This window comes from Streptomyces sp. NPDC037083 (genome assembly GCF_055606485.1).
On the sequence record NZ_JBVJSQ010000013.1, the window covers coordinates 192,982 to 212,688 of the forward strand.

General features: G+C 70.6%; 18 protein-coding genes and 2 pseudogenes. 12 read left to right on the forward strand and 8 right to left on the reverse strand.

Annotation, left to right across the window (positions count from 1 at the left end; translation table 11 throughout):
- Window positions 1–40 precede the first annotated feature (40 nt).
- A complete protein-coding gene (locus ACZ7DE_RS30750; RefSeq protein WP_470766859.1) occupies window positions 41–946 on the reverse strand; it encodes a universal stress protein in 906 nt (301 codons plus the stop codon).
- Between the two features lie 319 nt (window positions 947–1,265).
- On the opposite strand from ACZ7DE_RS30750, the gene ACZ7DE_RS30755 reads away from it, so the two are divergent.
- Window positions 1,266–2,978, forward strand: coding sequence for a SulP family inorganic anion transporter (locus ACZ7DE_RS30755; RefSeq protein WP_470766861.1), 1,713 nt, complete (start codon window positions 1,266–1,268; stop codon window positions 2,976–2,978).
- Here the strand turns inward: ACZ7DE_RS30755 and pflA are convergent.
- The 3 genes from pflA to ACZ7DE_RS30770 form a co-directional block, all read right to left on the reverse strand.
- Window positions 2,972–3,721 (reverse strand): pyruvate formate-lyase-activating protein, encoded by a 750-nt coding sequence (pflA, locus tag ACZ7DE_RS30760; protein WP_470766863.1) that lies wholly within the window; start codon window positions 3,719–3,721, stop codon window positions 2,972–2,974. The two genes, ACZ7DE_RS30755 and pflA, sit on opposite strands and share 7 nt — an antisense overlap.
- The gene (pflB, locus tag ACZ7DE_RS30765) at window positions 3,718–5,976 is read right to left on the reverse strand and encodes a formate C-acetyltransferase (RefSeq protein WP_470766867.1); all 2,259 of its coding nucleotides are present in this window, start codon (window positions 5,974–5,976) and stop codon (window positions 3,718–3,720) included. The genes pflA and pflB overlap by 4 nt, the downstream gene beginning before the upstream one ends.
- 143 nt (window positions 5,977–6,119) lie before the next feature.
- Complete coding sequence (locus tag ACZ7DE_RS30770) at window positions 6,120–7,040, reverse strand: carbamate kinase (protein ID WP_470766869.1); 921 nt, start codon at window positions 7,038–7,040, stop codon at window positions 6,120–6,122.
- 486 nt (window positions 7,041–7,526) lie between these two features.
- On the opposite strand from ACZ7DE_RS30770, the gene ACZ7DE_RS30775 reads away from it, so the two are divergent.
- From ACZ7DE_RS30775 to ACZ7DE_RS30790, 4 genes are all read left to right on the forward strand, one after another.
- Window positions 7,527–7,991: a cyclic nucleotide-binding domain-containing protein gene (locus ACZ7DE_RS30775; protein WP_470766871.1), complete on the forward strand. Its 465-nt coding sequence runs from the start codon at window positions 7,527–7,529 to the stop codon at window positions 7,989–7,991.
- Window positions 7,992–8,026: 35 nt separating this feature from the next.
- Window positions 8,027–8,722 (forward strand): CBS domain-containing protein, encoded by a 696-nt coding sequence (locus ACZ7DE_RS30780; protein WP_470766873.1) that lies wholly within the window; start codon window positions 8,027–8,029, stop codon window positions 8,720–8,722.
- Between the two features lie 99 nt (window positions 8,723–8,821).
- Window positions 8,822–9,523: a response regulator gene (locus ACZ7DE_RS30785; RefSeq protein WP_470766875.1), complete on the forward strand. Its 702-nt coding sequence runs from the start codon at window positions 8,822–8,824 to the stop codon at window positions 9,521–9,523.
- A 291-nt stretch (window positions 9,524–9,814) separates the two neighbouring features.
- Window positions 9,815–10,999, forward strand: coding sequence for a pyridoxal phosphate-dependent aminotransferase (locus tag ACZ7DE_RS30790; protein ID WP_470766877.1), 1,185 nt, complete (start codon window positions 9,815–9,817; stop codon window positions 10,997–10,999).
- Window positions 11,000–11,059: 60 nt separating this feature from the next.
- On the opposite strand, the gene ACZ7DE_RS30795 is transcribed toward ACZ7DE_RS30790, so the two are convergent.
- Together ACZ7DE_RS30795 and ACZ7DE_RS30800 are read right to left on the reverse strand one after the other, a co-directional pair.
- On the reverse strand, window positions 11,060–11,746 hold the full coding sequence (locus ACZ7DE_RS30795) for a TetR/AcrR family transcriptional regulator (protein ID WP_470766879.1): 687 nt from the start codon (window positions 11,744–11,746) through the stop codon (window positions 11,060–11,062).
- A 1,684-nt stretch (window positions 11,747–13,430) separates the two neighbouring features.
- Window positions 13,431–13,640: pseudogene (locus ACZ7DE_RS30800) on the reverse strand (transposase); the annotation flags it as partial.
- A 209-nt stretch (window positions 13,641–13,849) separates the two neighbouring features.
- Here ACZ7DE_RS30800 and ACZ7DE_RS30805 point away from each other — a divergent pair.
- From ACZ7DE_RS30805 to ACZ7DE_RS30815, 3 genes and pseudogenes are all read left to right on the forward strand, one after another.
- Complete coding sequence (locus tag ACZ7DE_RS30805; RefSeq protein WP_470766881.1) at window positions 13,850–14,491, forward strand: hypothetical protein; 642 nt, start codon at window positions 13,850–13,852, stop codon at window positions 14,489–14,491.
- On the forward strand, window positions 14,491–14,976 hold the full coding sequence (locus tag ACZ7DE_RS30810; protein ID WP_470766883.1) for a hypothetical protein: 486 nt from the start codon (window positions 14,491–14,493) through the stop codon (window positions 14,974–14,976). The genes ACZ7DE_RS30805 and ACZ7DE_RS30810 overlap by 1 nt, the downstream gene beginning before the upstream one ends.
- Window positions 14,977–15,032: 56 nt before the next feature.
- Window positions 15,033–15,241 (forward strand): annotated as a pseudogene (locus tag ACZ7DE_RS30815) (site-specific integrase); the annotation flags it as partial.
- A gap of 223 nt (window positions 15,242–15,464) precedes the next feature.
- Here the strand turns inward: ACZ7DE_RS30815 and ACZ7DE_RS30820 are convergent.
- Window positions 15,465–15,611 carry a hypothetical protein gene (locus ACZ7DE_RS30820; RefSeq protein WP_470766885.1) on the reverse strand — a complete coding sequence of 49 codons (147 nt, stop codon included), beginning with the start codon at window positions 15,609–15,611 and terminating at the stop codon, window positions 15,465–15,467.
- Window positions 15,612–15,841: 230 nt separating this feature from the next.
- On the reverse strand, window positions 15,842–16,102 hold the full coding sequence (locus ACZ7DE_RS30825; RefSeq protein WP_470766887.1) for an Imm32 family immunity protein: 261 nt from the start codon (window positions 16,100–16,102) through the stop codon (window positions 15,842–15,844).
- 433 nt (window positions 16,103–16,535) lie between these two features.
- On the opposite strand from ACZ7DE_RS30825, the gene ACZ7DE_RS30830 reads away from it, so the two are divergent.
- From ACZ7DE_RS30830 to ACZ7DE_RS30845, 4 genes are all read left to right on the forward strand, one after another.
- On the forward strand, window positions 16,536–17,627 hold the full coding sequence (locus tag ACZ7DE_RS30830) for a hypothetical protein (protein ID WP_470766889.1): 1,092 nt from the start codon (window positions 16,536–16,538) through the stop codon (window positions 17,625–17,627).
- A gap of 27 nt (window positions 17,628–17,654) precedes the next feature.
- Window positions 17,655–17,906: a hypothetical protein gene (locus ACZ7DE_RS30835; RefSeq protein WP_470766891.1), complete on the forward strand. Its 252-nt coding sequence runs from the start codon at window positions 17,655–17,657 to the stop codon at window positions 17,904–17,906.
- A gap of 186 nt (window positions 17,907–18,092) precedes the next feature.
- Entirely contained in the window at window positions 18,093–18,998 is a 906-nt protein-coding gene (locus ACZ7DE_RS30840) for an NAD(P)-dependent oxidoreductase (RefSeq protein ID WP_470767087.1), read from the forward strand.
- A 153-nt stretch (window positions 18,999–19,151) separates the two neighbouring features.
- Window positions 19,152–19,646: a MarR family winged helix-turn-helix transcriptional regulator gene (locus tag ACZ7DE_RS30845; RefSeq protein WP_470766892.1), complete on the forward strand. Its 495-nt coding sequence runs from the start codon at window positions 19,152–19,154 to the stop codon at window positions 19,644–19,646.
- Window positions 19,647–19,707 lie beyond the last annotated feature (61 nt).

A 19,707-nucleotide genomic window follows, 5' to 3' on the forward strand; every position in this document is an offset into this window, starting at 1 on the left:
CTCTTCTCCTCGCGGGTGATCAGGAGTGATCGGGGGCGGGTCAGCCGTGGGGGACGACGGCGACGGGGGCGCCGGCGTGGTGCAGGACGGCGTGCGTGACGTGGCCGATGTGGGCGCCGAACGGGCTGCGGCGGATGCGCCGGCCCACGACGACGAGGGAGGCCTCGCGGGAGGCGTCCACGACGTGGAGGGCCGCACTGCCGTAGCGGGACGTCTCGACGACCTCGACGTCGGGGAACTTCTGCCGCCAGGGACGCAGTGCCTCGGTCAGGGCCTCCGACTCCCCGAGGGCCAGCGCCTCGTGCAGCGCGGGGTTGGCGGGCGTGCCGTACGCATAGTAGGGCGGCGGGTTCCAGCCGTGGACGACCCGCAGGGACGTCGCGCGCCGCCGGGCGGCGTCGAACGCGAACTCGATCAGCGTCTCGTCCGGGTGTTCGACGTCCAGGCCGAGGACCACGGGCAGGAAGGGCGTCGCGGCGGAGGGGATGCCGACCGGGTCCGGCTCGTGCTCGTCGGCGGCCGTCTCCAGCGCCCGGACCAGCACCACCGGGCGATCCGTGCGGGCGATGACGGCCAGGCCGACCGATCCGACCATGAACCCGCCGATCCCGCCGAAGCCGCGTGAGCCCAGGACCAGCAGTTCGGCGCTGTTCGCCGCCGCCGCGAGCACGTCTGCCGGGTTGCCGGCGACCTGCTCGCGGATCACCTCGAGGCGGGGGTGGCGCAGGCTGATGCCCTCCGCGGCTTCCCGCGGGATCCGCTCGGTCCAGTGCTGCTGGGTCTCGGCCCCCAGGAGGGGCGCCTGAGCCATGGGCTCGGGCACCGGCTCCCAGACGTGGACGAGCTTCAGGGGCAGGTCGCGAAGGTCCGCTTCGCGAGCCGCCCATTCCGCGGCGGCCCGGCTCTCGCGCGAGCCGTCGAGACCTACGGTGATGGTGCGGAGCATGATCTCCACCTCCTGGGGCGAGGGATCCGATTTCAGGGTCGTCTTCGGGCTGTTCGGCGTACAGGGGCCACTGGGCCCGAACCGGGACCGACCGACCCCCTGTTCTCTTCTTCTTCGCAGGCGGTCGGGCCGGTTCCTTGACGCCACTCACTCTGGCCGCCCGCACGGCAGCGGGACGGATGCCGAAGGTCCGCGGCCCGGGGCCGAACGTCCCTGTTCTCAGGGGTCGTTGGGCCGGGCGCGGCGTGCCGTGGCGAGGGCCTGTGGCCGTGGCTCCCGCGATCGGTGGATCATGAGGGCAGACGACGGAAGGCGGCACATGTCCCAGGGCTCGGACAGACACGTCCCGCGGTGGTGCCGGCTGACACCCGGTCTCGCGGCGCTCCTCGGCTACCGGCGCGCGTGGCTCAGGGGCGACCTGCTCGCCGGGGTGACCGTGGCCGCCTACCTGGTGCCCCAGGTCATGGCCTACGCGCAGGTGGCCGGGCTGCCGCCGGTCACCGGTCTGTGGGCGATCCTCCCCGCCCTCGCGATGTACGCCCTGTTCGGCTCGTCGCGGCTGCTGTCGGTGGGCCCCGAGTCCACGACCGCGTTGATGACGGCCGCCGTGGTCGCACCGCTCGCCGCCGGTGACGCCGGGCGTTACGCCTCGCTGGCGGCGGCGCTCGCGGTGACGGTCGGACTGCTCTGCCTGGCCGCTCGCGCGGTGCGGCTGGGCTTCCTCGCGGGCCTGCTCTCGCGCCCCGTGCTGATCGGCTATCTCGCGGGCGTGGCCCTCATCATGATGGTCGACCAGCTGCCGAAGCTCACCGGTGTGGACACGACCGGCACGGAGTTCTTCGTCCAGCTGTGGTCGTTCTTCTCCCGCCTGCCCGAGGCGGACCCGGCGACCGTCGTGTTCTCGGCCGTCGTCCTCGCGTTCCTCTTCGTGACCGCCCGTTACGCCCGCGCGGTGCCCGGCCCGTTGATCGCCTTCGTCCTGGGCACCGCCGCCGTCGTGGTCCTCGACCTCGACGGGCGGTTCGGGCTGAAGGTGATCGGCGAGGTCCCGTCCGGTCTGCCGGGCCTCGGCGTCCCGGACCTGGGCGAACTGCCGCACCTCGTGCTGCCGGCGCTCGGCGTGCTGCTGGTCGGCTACACCGACTTCATTCTCACCGCGCGGGCGTTCGCCGACCGCGACGACGAAGGCCCCGGTCTCGACGCCGACCAGGAGTTCCTCGCCCTGGGCGCGGCCAACCTGGGCGCCGGGGCGCTGCACGGCTTCCCTGTGAGCAGCAGCGCCAGCCGCACCGCCCTGGCGTCCTCGACGGGCGCGCGCAGCCAGGCGTACTCACTGGTGGCCGGCGCGGTGGTGCTCGCCGTGCTGCTGTTCCTCAGCCCGCTGCTCACGCGCACGCCGTCCGCCGTGCTGGGCGCGCTCGTCGTCTACGCCGCGGTCCGCATGATCGACCTCGCGGGCTTTCGCCGGCTGGCCTCGTTCCGCCGCCGGGAACTGCTCCTGGCGCTCGGCTGCCTGGTCGGGGTGCTCGCCCTGGACATCCTGTACGGGGTGATCGTGGCCGTCGGCCTGTCGGTGGCCGAGCTGCTGACACGGGTGGCGCGTCCGCACGACGCGGTCGAGGGCGTGGTGCCCGGTGTGGCCGGCATGCACGACGTCGACGACTACCCGCAGGCCCGCACCATCCCAGGGCTGCTCGTCTACCGCTACGACTCGCCCCTGTTCTTCGCCAACGCCGAGGACTTCAGGCGTCGCGCGCTGGCCGCGGTGGACGAACAGCGCGACCCGGTCCGCTGGTTCGTCCTCAACGCCGAGGCCAACGTCGAGGTCGACATCACCGCCCTCGACGCGGTCGACGAACTGCGCCGCGAACTGGACCGGCGCGGCGTGGTGTTCGCCCTCGCCCGGGTGAAGCAGGACCTGCTGGACGACCTGAGGGCGTACGGCCTGACGGACACGGTCGGCGAGGACCGGATGTTCCCGACGCTCCCGACGGCCGTGGCCGCCTATCGCGCATGGCTCGCACGTCAGTAGGCGGCCACGCCCTGCTTCCTGAAGCGCTCGCGGACGCTCTCGGTGAGTTCCGGGCCGGGTACCGGGGTGTCGCGCAGCGGGAAGGGGATGCCCAGGGCGTCGTACTTGGGAGCGCCGAGCTTGTGGAAGGGCAGTACGTCGACGCGCTCGACCGCGTCGAGGCCCGCGACGAACCGGGCGAGGCCGTCCACCGACCGCGGATCGTCGGTCAGACCGGGGACCAGCACATAGCGGATCCACATCCGTACGCCGAGGCGGTCGAGACGGGTCGCGAAGCCGAGGGTGGGCGCGAGGCGGCCGCCGGTCAGCTTCCGGTAGGCGCCGATGTCGAAGGACTTGATGTCGAGCAGGACCAGGTCGGTGTCGGCGAGGAGTTCGTCGGTGGCGCGCGCGCCGAGGAAGCCGGACGTGTCCAGGGCGGTGTGCAGCCCGGCCTCCTTGCAGCGGCGCAGCACGGCGGCGGTGAAGGCGGGCTGGAGCAGCGCCTCGCCTCCGGTGAGCGTGACCCCTCCCCCGGCGGTGGTGACGAAGTCCCGGTACTTCTCGATCTCCGCCATCACCTCGTCGACCGTGACCTCCCGTCCGTCGCGCATGTGCCAGGTGTCGGGGTTGGCGCAGTACAGGCAGCGCAGCGGGCAGCCGCTGAGGAAGAGGACGAACCGGGTCCCGGGACCGTCCACGCCGGTGGACAGGTCCCAGGAGTGGATCCGGCCGGTCGGAGCCGTCAGCGTCGTCGCCTTCACAACGACCCGTGGAAGGTGCGGCTGATCACGTCGAGCTGCTGCTCACGCGTCAGGCGGACGAAGTTGACCGCGTAGCCGGAGACCCTGATCGTGAGCTCCGGGTACTTCTCGGGGTGCTCCATCGCGTCCTCCAGCACCTCCCGGTTCAGCACGTTGACGTTCATGTGGAAACCGCCGGCGGACATGTAGGCGTCGAGGATGCCCACCAGGTGTCCGGCGCGTTCGCCGGGGACGTGGCCCAGCCCTTCCGGGGCGATGGTCGTGGTCAGCGAGATGCCGTCGCGGGCCTGCTCGTAGGGCAGTTTCGCGACCGAGAGCGCGGAGGCGGCCACGCCGTGGCGGTCACGGCCGTTCATCGGGTTGGCGCCGGGCGCGAAGGGCTGTCCGGCGCGGCGCCCGTCGGGGGTGTTGCCGGTGTGCTTGCCGTAGACGACGTTCGAGGTGATGGTCAGCACCGACTGGGTGTGTTCGGCGTCGCGGTGGGCGGGGTGCCTGCGGACCTTCGCCATGAAGGACTCCACCAGGGCGACGGCGAGGGCGTCGGCGCGGTCGTCGTTGTTGCCGTACGCCGGGAACTCGCCCTCGGTCAGGAAGTCGACGGCAAGCCCGGTGGCGTCCCGGACGACCCTGACCCGGGCGTACTTCACCGCGGACAGGCTGTCGGCGGCGACCGAGAGCCCGGCGACGCCGCAGGCCATGAAGCGGTGCACGGGGTGGTCGTGCAGCGCCATCTCCAGGCGCTCGTAGGCGTACTTGTCGTGCATGTAGTGGATGACGTTGAGGGTGTTGACGTACGTCCGCGCCAGCCAGTCCAGGACGCGGTCGTAGGCCGCCGACAGCTCGTCGTAGTCGAGGTACTCGCCGGTCAGCGGGGGCGCCTCGGGAGTGACCTGCTCGCCGGTCATCTCGTCGCGCCCGCCGTTGACCGCGTAGAGCAGCGCCTTGGCGAGATTGACGCGCGCCCCGAAGAACTGCATCTCCTTGCCCACCGCCATGGCGGAGACGCAGCAGGCGATCGCGGTGTCGTCGCCGTTGCGGGGCCGGATCAGGTCGTCGGACTCGTACTGGAGAGCGCTGGTGTCGATGGACACCTGGGCGCAGAACTCCTTGAAGCCGGCGGGCAGTCGCGGCGACCAGAGCACGGTGAGGTTGGGTTCGGGGGCGGGGCCGAGGTTGTAGAGGGTCTGCAGGAACCGGAAGGAGGTGCGCGTGACCAGGGTGCGGCCGTCGTCGCCGAGGCCGCCGAGGGACTCGGTCACCCAGGTCGGGTCGCCGGAGAACAGGGCGTCGTACTCGGGGGTGCGCAGGAAGCGGACGATCCTCAGTTTGATCACGAAGTCGTCGATCAGCTCCTGGGCGCGGGACTCGTCGATGACGCCGTCGTCCAGGTCGCGCTGGAGGTAGACGTCGAGGAACGTCGAGGTGCGGCCCAGCGACATCGCGGCGCCGTTCTGCTCCTTCACGGCGGCGAGGTAGCCGAGGTACAGCCACTGCACGGCCTCCCGCGCGGTGACCGCGGGGCGCGAGACGTCGCAGCCGTAGGAGGCCGCCATGCGGGTCAGCTCCTCCAGGGCCTTGATCTGTTCGGCGAGTTCCTCGCGGTCGCGGATGACGTGCTCGGTCGACGGCTCGGCGTCCAGCAGGGCCCTCTCGGCCCGCTTGGCCCCGATCAGCCGGTCGGTGCCGTACAGGGCGACGCGCCGGTAGTCGCCGATGATCCGGCCGCGCCCGTAGGCGTCGGGGAGGCCGGTGATGATGCCGACCTTGCGTGCCGTGCGCATCTCGGGCGTGTAGGCGTCGAAGACACCGTCGTTGTGGGTCTTGCGGTAGGTCCCGAAGACCCTGGTGACGAACGGGTCCGGCTCGTATCCGTAGGCTTTCAGGCCGTTCTCCACCATGCGCAGACCGCCGTTGGGCATGATCGCGCGCTTGAGCGGGGCGTCGGTCTGCAGGCCGACGATCAGTTCGCGGTCCCGGTCGATGTAGCCGGGGGCGTGCGAGGTGATCGTCGAGGGGGTCGTGACGTCCACGTCGAGGACGCCCCGGGCGCGCTCCTGCGGGAACAGCGAGCTGACCTTCTCCCAGACGGTCCGGGTGCGGTCCGTGGAACCGGTCAGGAAGGACGCGTCGCCCTCGTACGGGGTGTAGTTGGCCTGGATGAAGTCGCGTACGTCGATCAGCTCGCGCCAGCGGGCGCCGGCGAAGCCCCGCCGGGCCGCGGTGACGCGGTCGCCTGCTGTCACGGTTGCGGTCATCGCCGTTCCTCTCCTCGGTTCTTCTTCTGCACTTCGATGCTCGTCGTCCGTGATCGTCACGGGGAGTGCCGGACAGCGTCCGCGGCCGGGCCGTCCGGCCCCCTGCCCCGTGGGGCCCAACGGCCCCGGTCGGCGCCCGCCGTTCAGCCGGCCACGAGGTCGGGGCGGATCAGGGTGCCCGACCGGCCGTGCACGATCGCGTACGCCGCGTCCAGGGCTCCGATGGCGGCGAGTCCGCCGGTGCGCTCGACGAAACGGGCGGCGGCCTCCGCCTTGGGACCCATGGAGCCCTCCGGGAAGCCCGCGCGGCGCAGCTCCGCCGGGGTGGCGTCGAGGACGGGCTGCTGGGCGGGGGTGCCGTAGCCCTCGTACACGCACGGCACGTCGGTGAGGATCAGCAGGAAGTCGGCCTTCAGGTCCTCCGCGAGCAGGGCGGCGGTGAGGTCCTTGTCGACGACGGCCTCCGTGCCGGTCAGCGCGCCGGTGTCGTCGTCCGCGGTGACGGGGACGCCTCCGCCGCCGCAGATCACGAGGGTGCCGCTGTTCAGCAGTTCGTGGACGGTGTCGGTCTCCACGACCCGTACGGGGGCCGGGGAGGGCACGACGCGCCGCCAGCCGGTGGCGTCCTGCGCGATGTGCCAGCCGCGCCTGCGGGCGAGGGCCCCAGCCACCTCCCGGGGGTAGACCTGGCCGACGAACTTCGCCGGCCGGGCGAACGCCGGGTCGTCGGCCCGCACGAGGGTGTGGGTGACCAGAGTGACGATGTGGTGCCCGGGGAGGGCGTTGCGCAGGGTGCACGCCAGCAGGGAGCCGATCATCCCCTGGGTCTGGGCGCCCAGCAGGTGGAGGGGGTAGGGGGCGGTGAGAGCGGGGTCGGCCGCGCTCTCCGCCGCGAGCAGGCCGATCTGCGGGCCGTTGCCATGGGTGATCACGAGCTCGTGCTCGTGGGCCAGGGCGGCGAGGGCGGTGGCGACCCGGTCGATGTTGGCCTGCTGGACGGCGGCGTCGGGGCGTTCGCCACGGTGGAGCAGGGCGTTGCCGCCGAGGGCGACGACGATACGCATGGCTTCAGTCCTCCGAAGTGCGACGGGTGCGACGAGGGCGACAGCGGCGGCGAGTACGGGTTCGGCGGTGCACGGCCGGCTCTCGGGCCCGGTCGAGGTGTCGGCGCCCTCGGCCGGTCGCCGCGAAGCCGCCGCCGGATGCCGCCGCCCGATGCCGCCGCGGATGGGCCGGTTCGTGAACGATGCTCGTGCGCCGGCCGGACCGGCGGGAGCGGCCACCCGGGGCCCACGGAGGTGCCGAAGGTCCCGGTCCGCACGGCCCGTCCGGCCCAGACTTCTCGTACGGGTCGTACGGGTCGTACGGGTCGTACGAGCGGGCGAAGTGGCGGTGCGCGGGCCGCTCCGCCGCCTTCGTGCGGTGCGCCGCGACCGGCCGCCCGGCCGGTGCCGAACGGGCCGGCACAGGACCGGATGGCCCATGGTCCTCGTCGCGGGCAGGGCACACGCTGACCTTGGAACTCCTCAACCCCGCCAGGGAGGCATGTCATGCACGCCACCTCCACGCCCAGCATGCTGCGCTCGCTCTCCCGAGAACACCGTGAGCGGCTGATGCGCTTCGCCCGGGAGGTCTCCGTCCCCCAGGGAACGCGTCTGTTCGAAGAGGGCGGACGCGCCGACCGCTTCTGGATCATCCGCACCGGCCGGGTCGAACTCGACATGCACGTGCCCGGCCGCAGGGCCGCCGTCGTGGAGAGCATCGGCCACAACGAGCTGGTCGGCTGGTCCTGGCTGTTCCCCCCGCACGTCTGGCAGATGGGCGCCGAGGCGACCACGCCGGTGCGGGCCTACGAGTTCGACGCCGCGGCCGTCCGGTCCATGTGCCAGGACGACCCGGTCCTGGGCCGTGACGTCGGCCAGTGGGTGGGCCAGGTCCTCGCCCACCGGCTGAGCTCGGCCCGAACCCGCCTCCTCGACCTGTACGCCCCCTACGGCGCCGGCAGCGTCCTCTGACCGGCCGGAACCGAACGGTTACCGAAGGAGTGGCCATGCACGGCACCCCGCACATCGTCAGCGATGTCATGACCCACACCGCCGTCGCCGTCGGACGCGAGGCGACGTTCAAGGAGATGGTGCGGCTGATGCAGGACTGGAAGATCAGCGCCCTGCCCGTCATCGAGGGCGAGGGGCGTGTCGTCGGCGTCGTCTCCGAGGCGGACCTGCTGCCCAAGGAGGAGTTCCGCGACAACGACCCGGACCGGTACACGCAACTGCGTCGGCTGTCCGACCTGGCGAAGGCCGGCGCCGTGACGGCACAGGAACTCATGACCTCCCCCGCGCTCACCGTCCGCCCGGACACCACGCTGGCCCAGGCCGCCCGGGCCATGGCCCGGGCTAAGGTCAAGCGGCTCCCCGTGGTGGACGCCGTGGGACTGCTGGAGGGCGTCGTCAGCCGGGCCGACCTGCTCAAGGTCTTCCTCCGCACCGACGAGGAGATCGCCGAGGAGGTACGGCGCGAGGTCGTGTCCTACCTGTTCCCCCCACCGGGTGCCAACGTGCGGGTGGACGTGCGCGACGGCGTCGTCGCACTCGCCGGCCGGGTCCGGGACACCTCGCTGGTGCCCGTGGCGGCGCGGCTGGTCCGCGCGGTCGAGGGGGTCGTGGACGTGGAGTTCGACCTGACCCGCCACGAAGCCCGGAAGGGGCCGCCCACCGCCGGCCCGGAGAGCGTCGACTCCGCCTGAGTGGGGCCGTACGGCCCTAGTGCACATCGTCTCCGCGCGTGAGGATCGGCATCATGGACAGCTCACGGTCTGTCCTCCGCCGGAGAACGAGGGGTCATCATGCCGGAGCCACGCACCTTCACCGAGCAGAACCCGATCCGGGTGTTTCTGCTGGACGACCACGAGGTCGTCCGCCGCGGGCTGGCCGACCTGCTCGACTCCGAACCCGACATCTCGGTGGTCGGCGACGCCGGCACCGTCGACCACGCGCTCGCCCGAGGCCCCGCGCTGCGCCCGGACGTCGCCGTCCTGGACGTGCGGCTGCCGGACGGCGACGGCATCTCCGTCTGCCGCGAACTGCGCAGCCAGATGCCCGGGCTGGCCTGTCTGATGCTGACCTCGTTCGACGACGAGGAGGCCCTGCTGGACGCGATCATGGCGGGCGCCTCGGGTTACGTCCTCAAGCAGATCAAGGGCTCCGACCTCGTCTCGGCGGTGCGCACGGTGGCCTCGGGCCAGTCGATGCTCGATCCCGCGACCACGGCCCGCCTGATGCGCTCCCTGCGGGCGGACCCCGCGGAGAGCCCTGCGGTGCCGTCCGAGCTGGCGAGCCTGTCGCCGCGGGAGAGGGAGATCCTGGCGCTGATCGGCGACGGCCTGACCAACCGCGAGATCGGCAAGAAGCTCTACCTGTCGGAGAAGACCGTCAAGAACCACATCTCCCGTCTGCTGGCCAAGCTGGGTGTGCAGCGCCGGGTCCAGGCCGCCGTCCTGGCCTCCCATCTGGAGCAGCCTGAGACGGGCGACCGCCGGGCCCGGTGAGGGCGGGCGGGCCTCGTCCCGCCGCCGTCGGGCCCGGCGGCCCGGCCCGGCGGCGGAGCCTCCGGGCGGACGGTCGATAATCGGCTGAGCCACACGCTCGAGCCCAAGGAGAACCGTGCACGACCGGACGCAGCAGCAACAGGCGAGTCCCGAGGGGTGGGCCGGGCACGGCGTCGGCGCTCCGGCGGCCCGGTTCGGGCCGACATCCGCACCCGGTTCGGCTTCCGCACCCGGTTCGGCTTCCGCAGCCGGTCCGGCGTCCGCCGACGCCGTCCGGCCGGAGGTGGCGTCATGAGCACCCCGCGGATCTCGCAACGCGCCCAGGCCGTCGCACCGTTCTACGCCATGGAGTTCGGCAAGCACGCCGCCGCGCTGGAGGCCCAGGGGCATCACGTCGTCAAGCTCAGTCTGGGCGAGCCCGACTTCGGCGCGCCGCCGGCCGTCCTGAGCGCGATGCGCGAGGCCATGGACGGACGGCCCATGGCCTACACCGCCGCTCTCGGCCTGCCCGCGCTGCGGCAGGCGATCGCGCGGTTCTACGGGGAACAGCACGACGTCGAGGTCGATCCGGCCCGGGTCGTCGTGACCGCAGGCGCCTCGGCGGCGCTGGTGCTGGCCGCGGCCGCGCTCGTCGATCCCGGCGACGAGGTGCTCATCGGCGATCCGTCGTACCCCTGCAACCGGCAGATCGCCGAGAGCTTCGGCGCCCGGGTCGCCCTGGTTCCCACCACCGCCGAGACCCGGTTCCAGCTGGACGCCTCGAGCGTGCGGTCGAGCTGGACGGACCGGACCCGCGGTGTCATGGTCGCCACCCCGTCGAACCCCACGGGCACGTCTGTTCCGGCCGGTGAACTGGCGGCGATCTGCGACTTCGCCCGCGAGCGCGGGGCGTGGCGCCTCGTCGACGAGATCTATCTGGACCTCAGCGACCACGACGCCCGGGGCCGGCCCCCGCGCAGCGCGCTGTCGTTCGATCCCGGCGCCGTCGTCATCAACAGCTTCTCGAAGTACTTCGGCATGACGGGGTGGCGGCTGGGCTGGTGTGTCGTGCCCGAGGGGCTCGTGCCCGCCATGGAGCGCCTGGCGCAGAACTACTTCCTGTGCGCGTCCGCTCCGGCCCAGCATGCCGCCCTGTCCTGCTTCACCGCCGAGTCCCTCGCGGTCTGCGAGGCGCGGCGCGTCGAGTTCTCCGAGCGTCGTGCGCTGGTCCTCGACGGCCTGGCGCGGATCGGTCTGCCGGTGCCCGTGCCACCCGACGGCGCCTTCTACGTCTATTTCGACGTCGGTCACACCGGGCTCACGTCGTGGCAGTTCTGCGAACGAGCGCTGCAGGAGGCGCATGTCGCCCTGACGCCGGGCAGGGATTTCGGCGTCCACTCGGCGCAGACGCACGTCCGCCTCTCGTACGCGGCGTCGGCCGACGAGCTGCGCGAGGGGCTCTCCCGGCTGGGAAAGTTCGTGGCCACGCTTCGGTAGTCGGTAGTCGGTCGTCGGGCGTCGGGCGTCGGCAGGGGACGGCCGGCAGGGAGCGGGCGGTCAGGCGCGCCCGCCGATCGCGGCGTCCCCGCCCCTCACGGCCTCCCTGCCCACCCCGGCGTCCGCGCCCTTCCCTGGGCCCCCTCCCCCCACGGCGTCGCCGCCCACCGCGGCGTCGAGCAGCGGGCCGAGTTCCCGGGCCACCGTCGCCAGGGCGCGGACGTCGCGTTCGGCACGGGCGATCAGGATCGCCCCCTCCAAGGCGCTGATCATGAGCGTGGCGAGCGCACCGGCCCGCTCCTCGGACACACCCATGTCGGCCAGGGCTCGGGCCACCGGCCCGCTCCAGGCGGCGAACGCGGCGGCCGCCGCCTCGCGGGTGGAGTCGGCGGACTGAGCCCGGTCGACCGTGGCGGCTGCCACCGGGCAGCCCCCGGCGAAGCCGTCCGCCTCGTATTCGTCGGTCCACTGCCGCACCATCTCGGCGAACAGGCCGCCGGGCGTCGGCTCGGGCAGCGCGGCCAGGAAGCGGGCCACGCGATTGCCGGCGTACCGGCCGGCCCAGCCCACCGCCTCGTTGACCAGCTGTTCCTTGCCGCCGGGGAAGTAGTGCTGCAGCGATCCACGCGGCGCGCCGGCGTGGGCGGCGACCTCGCGCATGCCGGTGGAGGCGACCCCGTCGCGCCGGATCAGCTGCGCGGCGCTGAAGACCATCCGCTCGCGCGGCCCTCGCTCGGGCACCGCCATCTTCGACCTCCGCCGCCCATGCCGTGACTGCTCCGGAACCCGTCCACCCTATGACCTCGGATATTGGAGGTCATACAGGCTGCGGGGAAAGTCGTGAAGGCCGGTGTTGGGCTGGCGGTTGCCGGGTTGCTGTACCTCGTAGTCACACCCGACGCCTGTCCTTGGTCGAAGAGGCCCGGCATAACGCTTGTGGTCACCACGAGCCAGCCTCATCCGAGCAGCTGGCTCGGTCGCGCGGCTGAGCCTTTACTGCCGTCCGGTGTTGCCGCGGCTGTTCGGCTTGCCCTGATTGAGGGTTGAACCCCGACGGCTTCGGGCCCGCGTTCCGCCTCGACCAGTCAGCTGGCTTCACGCCCTCGTCCTGAGCGCTGTAGAGGGTGAGCACCGCGTTAGGAGTTCGGTCGCGAGTTGGGCTTGGTGGTGTTTCCTGCCGACGTTGTGGCCAGGCACGGATGCTCACGGCCGTCTTCGTCCGCCGTTGTGTTGATGTCAGCTGTGGATGTCAGAGACCTTCTTGCGCCTCGGAGTCCATGCAAGGCGGCAGGGGGTGGGGATTTTACATCCGTACGACAGGGCGAGCACGACACATCTGGCGTCCCGGCGGTCGTAGCCTGTCGCTTCCCTGATCTCGGTGATCGCTTCCTGCCACTTCCCCTGCTGGGTCAGCTGTCGTGCCCGTTCCTGCGTGAGCCCTGGGACGGGGATCCTGAGGGCGCGGATGATGTCTGCATCCCAGCGCTGTTGGCGAGCACGCCGGACCCGAATCCGAGTACCGATCAACCACTTCATTGCTTCCCCCAGTAGCCCACACGGTGGCCTCAAAGCTGACTGAGGATACGGGGCGGCAGGCTCACAGCCGCGCACGTGTGCCGCCGTTGAAGCCCAGTGGCGGTGGTGGGTTGGATGGATGGCCTGATGGAACGTATCGGGGTCCTCAGCTTGTGAAGCTGGGCTCTTCCAGGGGTGATCGGTGGACTGAGCTGCGGCGGAGCAATCACGGTGCCCGGACTGGCCGGCGACCTGGTCTCGCCATTCCCCGTGGTTCCCCGCACGACCTGGCACGCATCCTGCGCCTCGGAACGTCCGGGAGATCTCCAGGCCCCCGGGTGCCTGGACCTCAGCCGACGAAAGTCCGCTACGACGGCAGGTGCGTCGGCTGATCGGGCGCGTATGCCACGGTACCCACCACCAGGCCCCAGCAACGCTGCTCAGTGACCTTCGTAAGAGCAAGCTGCGGCGGCGGGAGCGTAGAGGTGGGCCTTGGCGCCGTGACTGCTTCGTCCCGAACTCTCGCTGCGGGGTCATTGCGGTCTGGTGGGCTGGTCAGTCGGCCGTCGAAGGTTGTTGGCGGTCGCCCGCGGTCGTGGTGGACCTAGCGGGCTAAGTCCACGGATAGTCCACAACCTATGCCAGCTGTGCGGGGGGAGGTCGCCACAGGATCCGCCACGATCCTGGATCGCCAACGGTGGAGGCGAGAGCGCCTGGGACGCGAGACAAAAGCGCGTCGCATCCTTGACGGGGAGCACCTGACCAGCTCGTCCCTGGCTCGTCGCGCCTGCACCCGGGGCCCTGCACGCCCTGCCAGCAATCGGAGCACCGCTTTAGGAGTTCGATCCGGGCCTGCTTCGGCTGAGGTCGGTGGCTGTACGACGACCGGCCGGCTACCACAGCCGCCCTCCGGCTGTGCAGTCGACTTCGATATCCCGCAGCAAGGCGGCAGTTGGCACCAGGCACAGCCGCTGACCAGCACATAGACAATAGACGCGAACAGTGTCTCATCAGGCGTGTCCTGTGTTCCGCCGCCCTGCGACCGCACCCTCGACGGAGGGATCAGCGGCTTGGCGATCTCCCACAGCCCGTCCGGAACGATCCGACTCCACGTACCTCGCCCCATACCGAGGTCAACCACGCCTCACCACGTAGGACACGGTAACCATCAGGCCACAGGTTCAAATCCTGTTAGCCCGACCAGTTCGCTCAGATACTCCTCAAGTCTTCGTTGATGCCCTTGTGACGCTTGCTTCACGTGTGGTGAGGTGATGATCACAGCCGGGACGCGACCAACCTGGCTGGATGCAACACACAAAACAGGGGGGCGCACTCGTGCGCAGCAAGATACGAATTCTCGTCGCCGCCACCGTAGTTGCGGTGCTAGGTATGTCGACTATCGCGCACGCCGATAGCGGGGAGGATGAGATAACTCCCGCTGACGGCGACGGGGTTGTCCTGAACGACGGGCGTGTCATCGGTTTCGGTGGCGAGGTCACGTTCACCTTCGAAGGGGAGACCGAGAAGGCGAGTGATGGCAGAAGCGCGAGCGCGTGCCCTGAGGTGAACGACAAGCCGAAGTACACCGTCAAGGGATCGCCGTACTTTATAGCCAGCAGGCCGCCGAAGTCGACCTGGCTGCTGCCCGGTCAGAGCGTGGCCTGGGCCTTGACCGACAGCTATGAATTCACCTGGGAAATCGGCGTCGGTGCGGAAGCTGAGGCCGGGATCATCCTGTCGAAGGCCAAGACCTCTATCGATACAAAGATCAGCAATAAGTGGACATGGTCCGGTACGCAGACCGTCACCGACAAGAACACCACAACGAAGGCGTACCGGGCAGTGCTCGGCCAGCAGGGATGGAAGCTCACTGCCACCAAGACGTGGATTGCTCCGCCTTGCACCGTTAAGAAGAAGACCATCGTCATCAAGGCGCCCAGGAAGGGCGACGTTTCGATCGGGCGAAAGAACTCGTGATGATCAACGGCAGGCGCGTGCGATATCTCTCCATTTGGCTGGGCATCTCCATGCCGCTCGCTGTGGGGGCTTGCAGCTCCAGCGAGCCGTCTCCTCCGAAGGCCTCGACTTCCAAGACCTCCGCTTCGGACGGGGCGGAAGCGGCGAAGTCAGTGCTGGAGAAGGGCATCATCGAAATGGAGTCGCTGAGTGACGGGTCTGGCGTGCTGGAGCGGAACTTCGGGAACACGCTGACATCCGTGCCCGACAACGTACTGAGCGTGACATTCGCGTTCACTTGTACGGGTGGGGACAAGGTGAAACTGACGCTCACCACTGCGGGCAAAGACGCTACATCGGGCACCCCTGTATGCGACGGGTCCATATTCCAACGGAGCATCAACACAGCCGAGTCGGGTCCCGTCATATTTTCGGCTGTTACCTCTGACGACACGAGCGGTGGCTATGCCTACGCCTACTACGTCGAGAAGAAGAATCATTCGTAGGATTCCCTGAAGGCTCGCGCCCGCGTTTGAACTCCCGACACTTCCCAAGTGGTGGTCGGAACGTCTACCGCTCCTTCACCCGTGTCGCCGAATCCGCCGGCCTCCGCGTCATCCGACTGCACGACGCCCGACACGGGACGGCACCCTCGGTCACTCGCAGATCAGCATCACCATGGATGTCTACACGCACGTTGTGCAGGACACGCAGCGCGAGGCCATGAGCCACATGGACCGACTCCTGCGGAGGCGTCCCGGTCGTCAGTGACCGCCCTCGTTGATGTCAGACGTGCATGCCAAAGGCCCACCACCTCCGGAAAATCCGGAGGCGGTGGGTCTTTGACCTGGTCCCCCCGCAGGATTCGAACTGCGACACCCGCTTTAGGAGTTCGATCCGAGACCGTTTCGACTGCGGCGACGACTGGTGCTGCGACCGGACAGAGTCGCTGGCGTACGCCCCCGTTCGGCGTGGTTGATGTCAGCCTTGGATGTCAGCCGTCCATCAGATCCGGATAGGGACAGAGTTCCAGCTCGGCGGTCGGACGGTCGGCCCACTTCCACCAGACGTGTTCGTTGGAGCAGCCCCAGACCACACGGCAGGTGCGGCGGTCGTCCTCCTCGCGGTGACAAAGCGCCATCGCGCCGGCCTTCAACGGGCCACCGCACTGGGGACAGGTTGGTACGGACTCGGTCGGCATCCCTGCAACGTATCCGTTCGCTCCGGTGGCCTGAGCCCTGAGCTTGGGAAGCTAAGGGCATCTAGGACTCGCTTGGGACCTGACCTGCGACACGGGGACGCAGACGCATGCTGGGCGGTCAATGGGCTCCCCGCTGTTCCCCACACGATCTGGCACGCGTCCGGCACGTCTCATTCGTCGTCGCACCTCTCCAAGACCAAGCCTACGGAGCCTTCTTCGAGTCCGTTGTTCTCCTCCAGGTGGAGATGAGCGCCATGAGGTGTGCCGTCCCGGGCCAGTGTGAGGAGGTGGCCGGCCAGGGTCTTCAGCCCGGCAGCGTTGGCCTCGATGACGGTCTCTGCGCCCAGGTTGCGGACCTCGATGCGTGCACCTTCCTCCCACGTGAAGACTCTGGTGGTTCCGTCGGTCGCTGCACTTACGTGTGTGGCCATCGACGGGGCAGCGCTGGGGTCAGGGGCCATACCCGAGCATTGCGTATCGGGGACCATCAGGCGCCGACGCGCACTCTTTTCCAGTCGAGGGAGGCTTCGCCGGACACTGGTTGGCGAGGACTTTCGTGCCGACGCTCAACGTGCCGATGTGGTGCCCCTGCGCTGCCGGGACTCCGCGTCCTGTCCGGTCAGCTGTCCGGCGACATCATCACGTCTCGTTCGGGGCGCCCGTTTGCCGCTCCGCGTGCCTGCCGGGCCAGTCCTCCAACCGATCTGACCTGCGCGTCAGCCCAACTCTGCGGAGTCCGACGATCCCACACAAGCACGCCTGGCGGACATCGTCCTCGTCTGGGCGGACGGCACCTACCGCGCATCAATGACCGCAATGGATGAAAATGGTCGAAACGTATGCCAAAACCGCGGAGGCGTGGCGATGCGCGGCAACGCCGAGAACGACGAGGGCTCCGTCGAGGACTACGCCGACGAACACGGTGACGAACTCGACGCCGAGGACAGTGACGAGTACGCCGATCCCGAGGCTTACGACGAGGAGGCGGCATCGTTCGAAGAGGAGCCGGCGTCCTACGACGAGGAGGACGCAGCCGGTGCGAGCCCTGACGTCTTCCTCGACGTTCCGATCCTGAAGGTCGACGAGATCGACCTCGACGTCGAGGATCTGAGGGCGCATGTCTCGCTGCAGGCCGAGGTGCTGGATCTGCTCAAACTGAATGTGGGCGCCGACGTCTCGCTCGGCCGCGTGCACCTGGGCATCTCGGGCGTCGAGGCACAGGCCCAGCTCAAGGTGCGCCTCCACCACGTCGCACAGATCATCGACCGAGTGCTCACCACGCTCGACCGCAACCCGGAGATCCTTCACGAGCTGGCGCGTGGTGTCGGGTCCGCCGTGCAGGATGTCGGCGTCGGAGCACGTCACGCCGTGGGGGAGCTGGGTACGGGCGCCGGAAGGGCCGTCCAGGAGGTCGGCCAGGGTGCGGGGACCGCAGTCCAGGACGTGGGCCGGGGCGCCGGGGCCGCCGTGCAGGATGTGGGGCAGGGCGCCGGGGCCGCCGTGCAGGATGTGGGGCAGGGCGCCGGCTCCGTGGCGCGGGATCTCGGTCAGGGCGCCGGGAGAGCCGTTCAGGACGTGGGCGGTGGTGCCGGGCACGCGGTGGAGGATGTCGGCCGTGAGGCGAGCCGGACCGTCGGCAGTGCCGGCGAGGCGGTGGGCGGCACCGCCGCGAGCGCGGCCGAACCGGTTGCGGGTGTGACGGAAGCGGCGGGTGACGCGGTACGGGCCGACGGCGGCGGCTCCGTCGCGCACGCCGCGGAGACCGCCGACGCCACTGCGGATCGGACCGAACCGGACGAGCCACGCGCGGCGCGCAAGGGCGCGGAGGGAGAGCGGGCCCGTGCCCACCGGAGTCAAGGCGGCGCCCGCACGCGCCGGGTGCGCGGAGAGGACGGGAAGCTGCCGCCAAGATCCAGTCGCCTACGCACCGCCAGGGAGCCGGAGGAGCCGCCCTGAACGCGAGGAGCGGGAGCCGGGAGCCCGGTGGGGGACATCGTGTTCCGGTCGACGGTCCACGCCGAACGGCTCCGCTTCACCCAGGAACCCCAGACGGTCGTTCGCTTCCCCGGAACCGGGCAGCAAGAGTCGACGAGCCACAGCGACCGGACCCACCTACCGGACCCGGTCATCCCCGGTCGGGAATACCAGGACGTCACCGTCGCGTACCACCTTGCGACCCGGCTGACCGGGGAACCGGAGGCCGGGCGGAGCGGCGACGACGACACCGACGGGTGATTCGCAGTGGCCAACGGTCGCGGAGTCGGCTGCGCGCCCGTCGGGGCGGCCCGCTCGGCAGGATTCGAACCTGCAGTCTTCTCAACCGTAGCCGCACAGTGGACTACTATGACCGCTGTCATAGCCGGTGAGGCGTCGGCGGCGGCGCCGGCTCGCTGCGCCGCGAGCCGGAAGGGACGGTGTGTCGTGCACGTCGGTTTCGTCGGGCTCGGGGTCATGGGGCAGCCCATGGCCCTCCGCCTCGCCCGCGCAGGGACGCCTCTCGTCGTGTGGAACCGCACCCCCGGCCGGTGCGAGCCGCTGCGCGCCGCGGGCGCCCAGGTCGCGACGGACCCCGCCGAGGTCTTCCACCGGGCCCGGACCGTGATCCTGATGCTGGCCGACGAGGCCGCCGTCGACGGCGTGTCGGGGCGGGGCACGCCCGCTTTCGCCGCCCGCGTCCGCGGACGCACCGTCGTCCACATGGGCACCACGTCCGCCGAGTACTCGGCCGGCCTGCAGCACGACGTCCGGGCGGCGGGCGGCCGATACGTCGAGGCCCCGGTCTCGGGGTCCCGCATCCCGGCCGAGCAGGGCGAACTGGTCGGGATGCTGGCGGGCGACGAGGACGCCGTGGCGGCCGTTCGGCCGCTGATCGCCCCCATGTGCCGGGAGTCCTTCGACTGCGGCCAGGTCCCGGGCGCCCTGCTGATGAAGTTCTCGGTCAACCTGTTCCTGATCACCCTGGTCACGGGGCTGGCCGAGGCGTTCCACTTCGCCGACCGGCACGGGCTCGACCGGGGCCTGCTCCGGGAGGTCCTGGACGCGGGCCCGATGGCCAGCGCCGTATCCCGGGGCAAGGGGCCCAAGCTGCTGTCCCGGGACTTCAGCGTCCAGGCGGCCGCCGCGGACGTCCTGAAGAACAACCGGCTCATCGCGGAGGCCGCCCGCAAGGCCGATCTGGCCTCCCCGCTCCTCGACGTGTGCCACGCCCTCTACGGCGAAACGGTCGAACAGGGGTACGGCGGCGAGGACATGGCGGCCGTGGTGCGGGCTCTGGAGGCCCGGACCGACGCCGGACGACCGACCGGGGCGGCCGCCCCGTCGCCATGACGGCCGCGGGCACTGCGCGCCCCTCCGATCCGGGCGCGATCCCGCCCGGATCGGCCGTCGGTCGCACGCGCGGACCCTGCCCGCCGTCGCCCTGCCCCGCACGGGCATGATCGGTACGGTGATGTCCGGGACGGCGAGAGGGGCGGCGAGACCGTGAGCGAGCAGGCGGGGATCGGGACGGCGAAAGAGGCCGCGGACCACGGGCTGATCCTGGCGTTCGGACGTCTGCAGGGGGCGGCCAACCGGCTGGAGTACATCCTGGGCCGAGCCCTGGAGGAGGAGTGCGGGATCAGCCATCTGATGTTCGAGGTGCTGCTGATCCTCGGACGTGCGGGCTCGCCGGGGCTGTCGATGCGGGCCATCGCCCAGGAACAGGTGCTCACCACGGGCGGCGCCACCCGGCTGGTGGACCGCATGGAGGCGGCCGGGCTCGTGGCGCGCGCCGAGTCCCCCGACGACCGGCGCGCGAAGCTGGTGCGGCTCACACCCGTGGGCGAGGAGACGACCGTGCGCGCCGCCCAGGTGCACCTGGAGAACATCGAGCGGTACTTCGTCGCGCCGCTGCCCGCCGAGGACCTGGAGCAGTTCACCCGCGACCTCCGCATCCTCAGCCACTCCGCCCGGGATGTCCTCCCCCGCCTCCCCTGACCTGCGCCGGGGGATTCCCCCTGCTCTGCCGAGGTGAGCCGCACGTGTGTGGCGCAGCGCA

What these genes read in the sequence shown, in the direction of transcription:
- ACZ7DE_RS30785 (WP_470766875.1), top strand. Translation starts at nt 8,822, where the DNA reads ATGCCGGAGCCACGCACCTTCACCGAGCAGAACCCGATCCGGGTGTTT.
- ACZ7DE_RS30755 (WP_470766861.1), top strand. Translation starts at nt 1,266, where the DNA reads ATGTCCCAGGGCTCGGACAGACACGTCCCGCGGTGGTGCCGGCTGACA.
- ACZ7DE_RS30830 (WP_470766889.1), top strand. Translation starts at nt 16,536, where the DNA reads ATGCGCGGCAACGCCGAGAACGACGAGGGCTCCGTCGAGGACTACGCC.
- ACZ7DE_RS30780 (WP_470766873.1), top strand. Translation starts at nt 8,027, where the DNA reads ATGCACGGCACCCCGCACATCGTCAGCGATGTCATGACCCACACCGCC.
- pflB (WP_470766867.1), bottom strand. Translation starts at nt 5,976, where the DNA reads ATGACCGCAACCGTGACAGCAGGCGACCGCGTCACCGCGGCCCGGCGG.
- ACZ7DE_RS30825 (WP_470766887.1), bottom strand. Translation starts at nt 16,102, where the DNA reads ATGGCCACACACGTAAGTGCAGCGACCGACGGAACCACCAGAGTCTTC.
- ACZ7DE_RS30820 (WP_470766885.1), bottom strand. Translation starts at nt 15,611, where the DNA reads ATGGCGCTTTGTCACCGCGAGGAGGACGACCGCCGCACCTGCCGTGTG.
- ACZ7DE_RS30795 (WP_470766879.1), bottom strand. Translation starts at nt 11,746, where the DNA reads ATGGCGGTGCCCGAGCGAGGGCCGCGCGAGCGGATGGTCTTCAGCGCC.
- ACZ7DE_RS30750 (WP_470766859.1), bottom strand. Translation starts at nt 946, where the DNA reads ATGCTCCGCACCATCACCGTAGGTCTCGACGGCTCGCGCGAGAGCCGG.
- ACZ7DE_RS30770 (WP_470766869.1), bottom strand. Translation starts at nt 7,040, where the DNA reads ATGCGTATCGTCGTCGCCCTCGGCGGCAACGCCCTGCTCCACCGTGGC.
- ACZ7DE_RS30810 (WP_470766883.1), top strand. Translation starts at nt 14,491, where the DNA reads ATGATCAACGGCAGGCGCGTGCGATATCTCTCCATTTGGCTGGGCATC.
- ACZ7DE_RS30775 (WP_470766871.1), top strand. Translation starts at nt 7,527, where the DNA reads ATGCACGCCACCTCCACGCCCAGCATGCTGCGCTCGCTCTCCCGAGAA.
- ACZ7DE_RS30790 (WP_470766877.1), top strand. Translation starts at nt 9,815, where the DNA reads ATGAGCACCCCGCGGATCTCGCAACGCGCCCAGGCCGTCGCACCGTTC.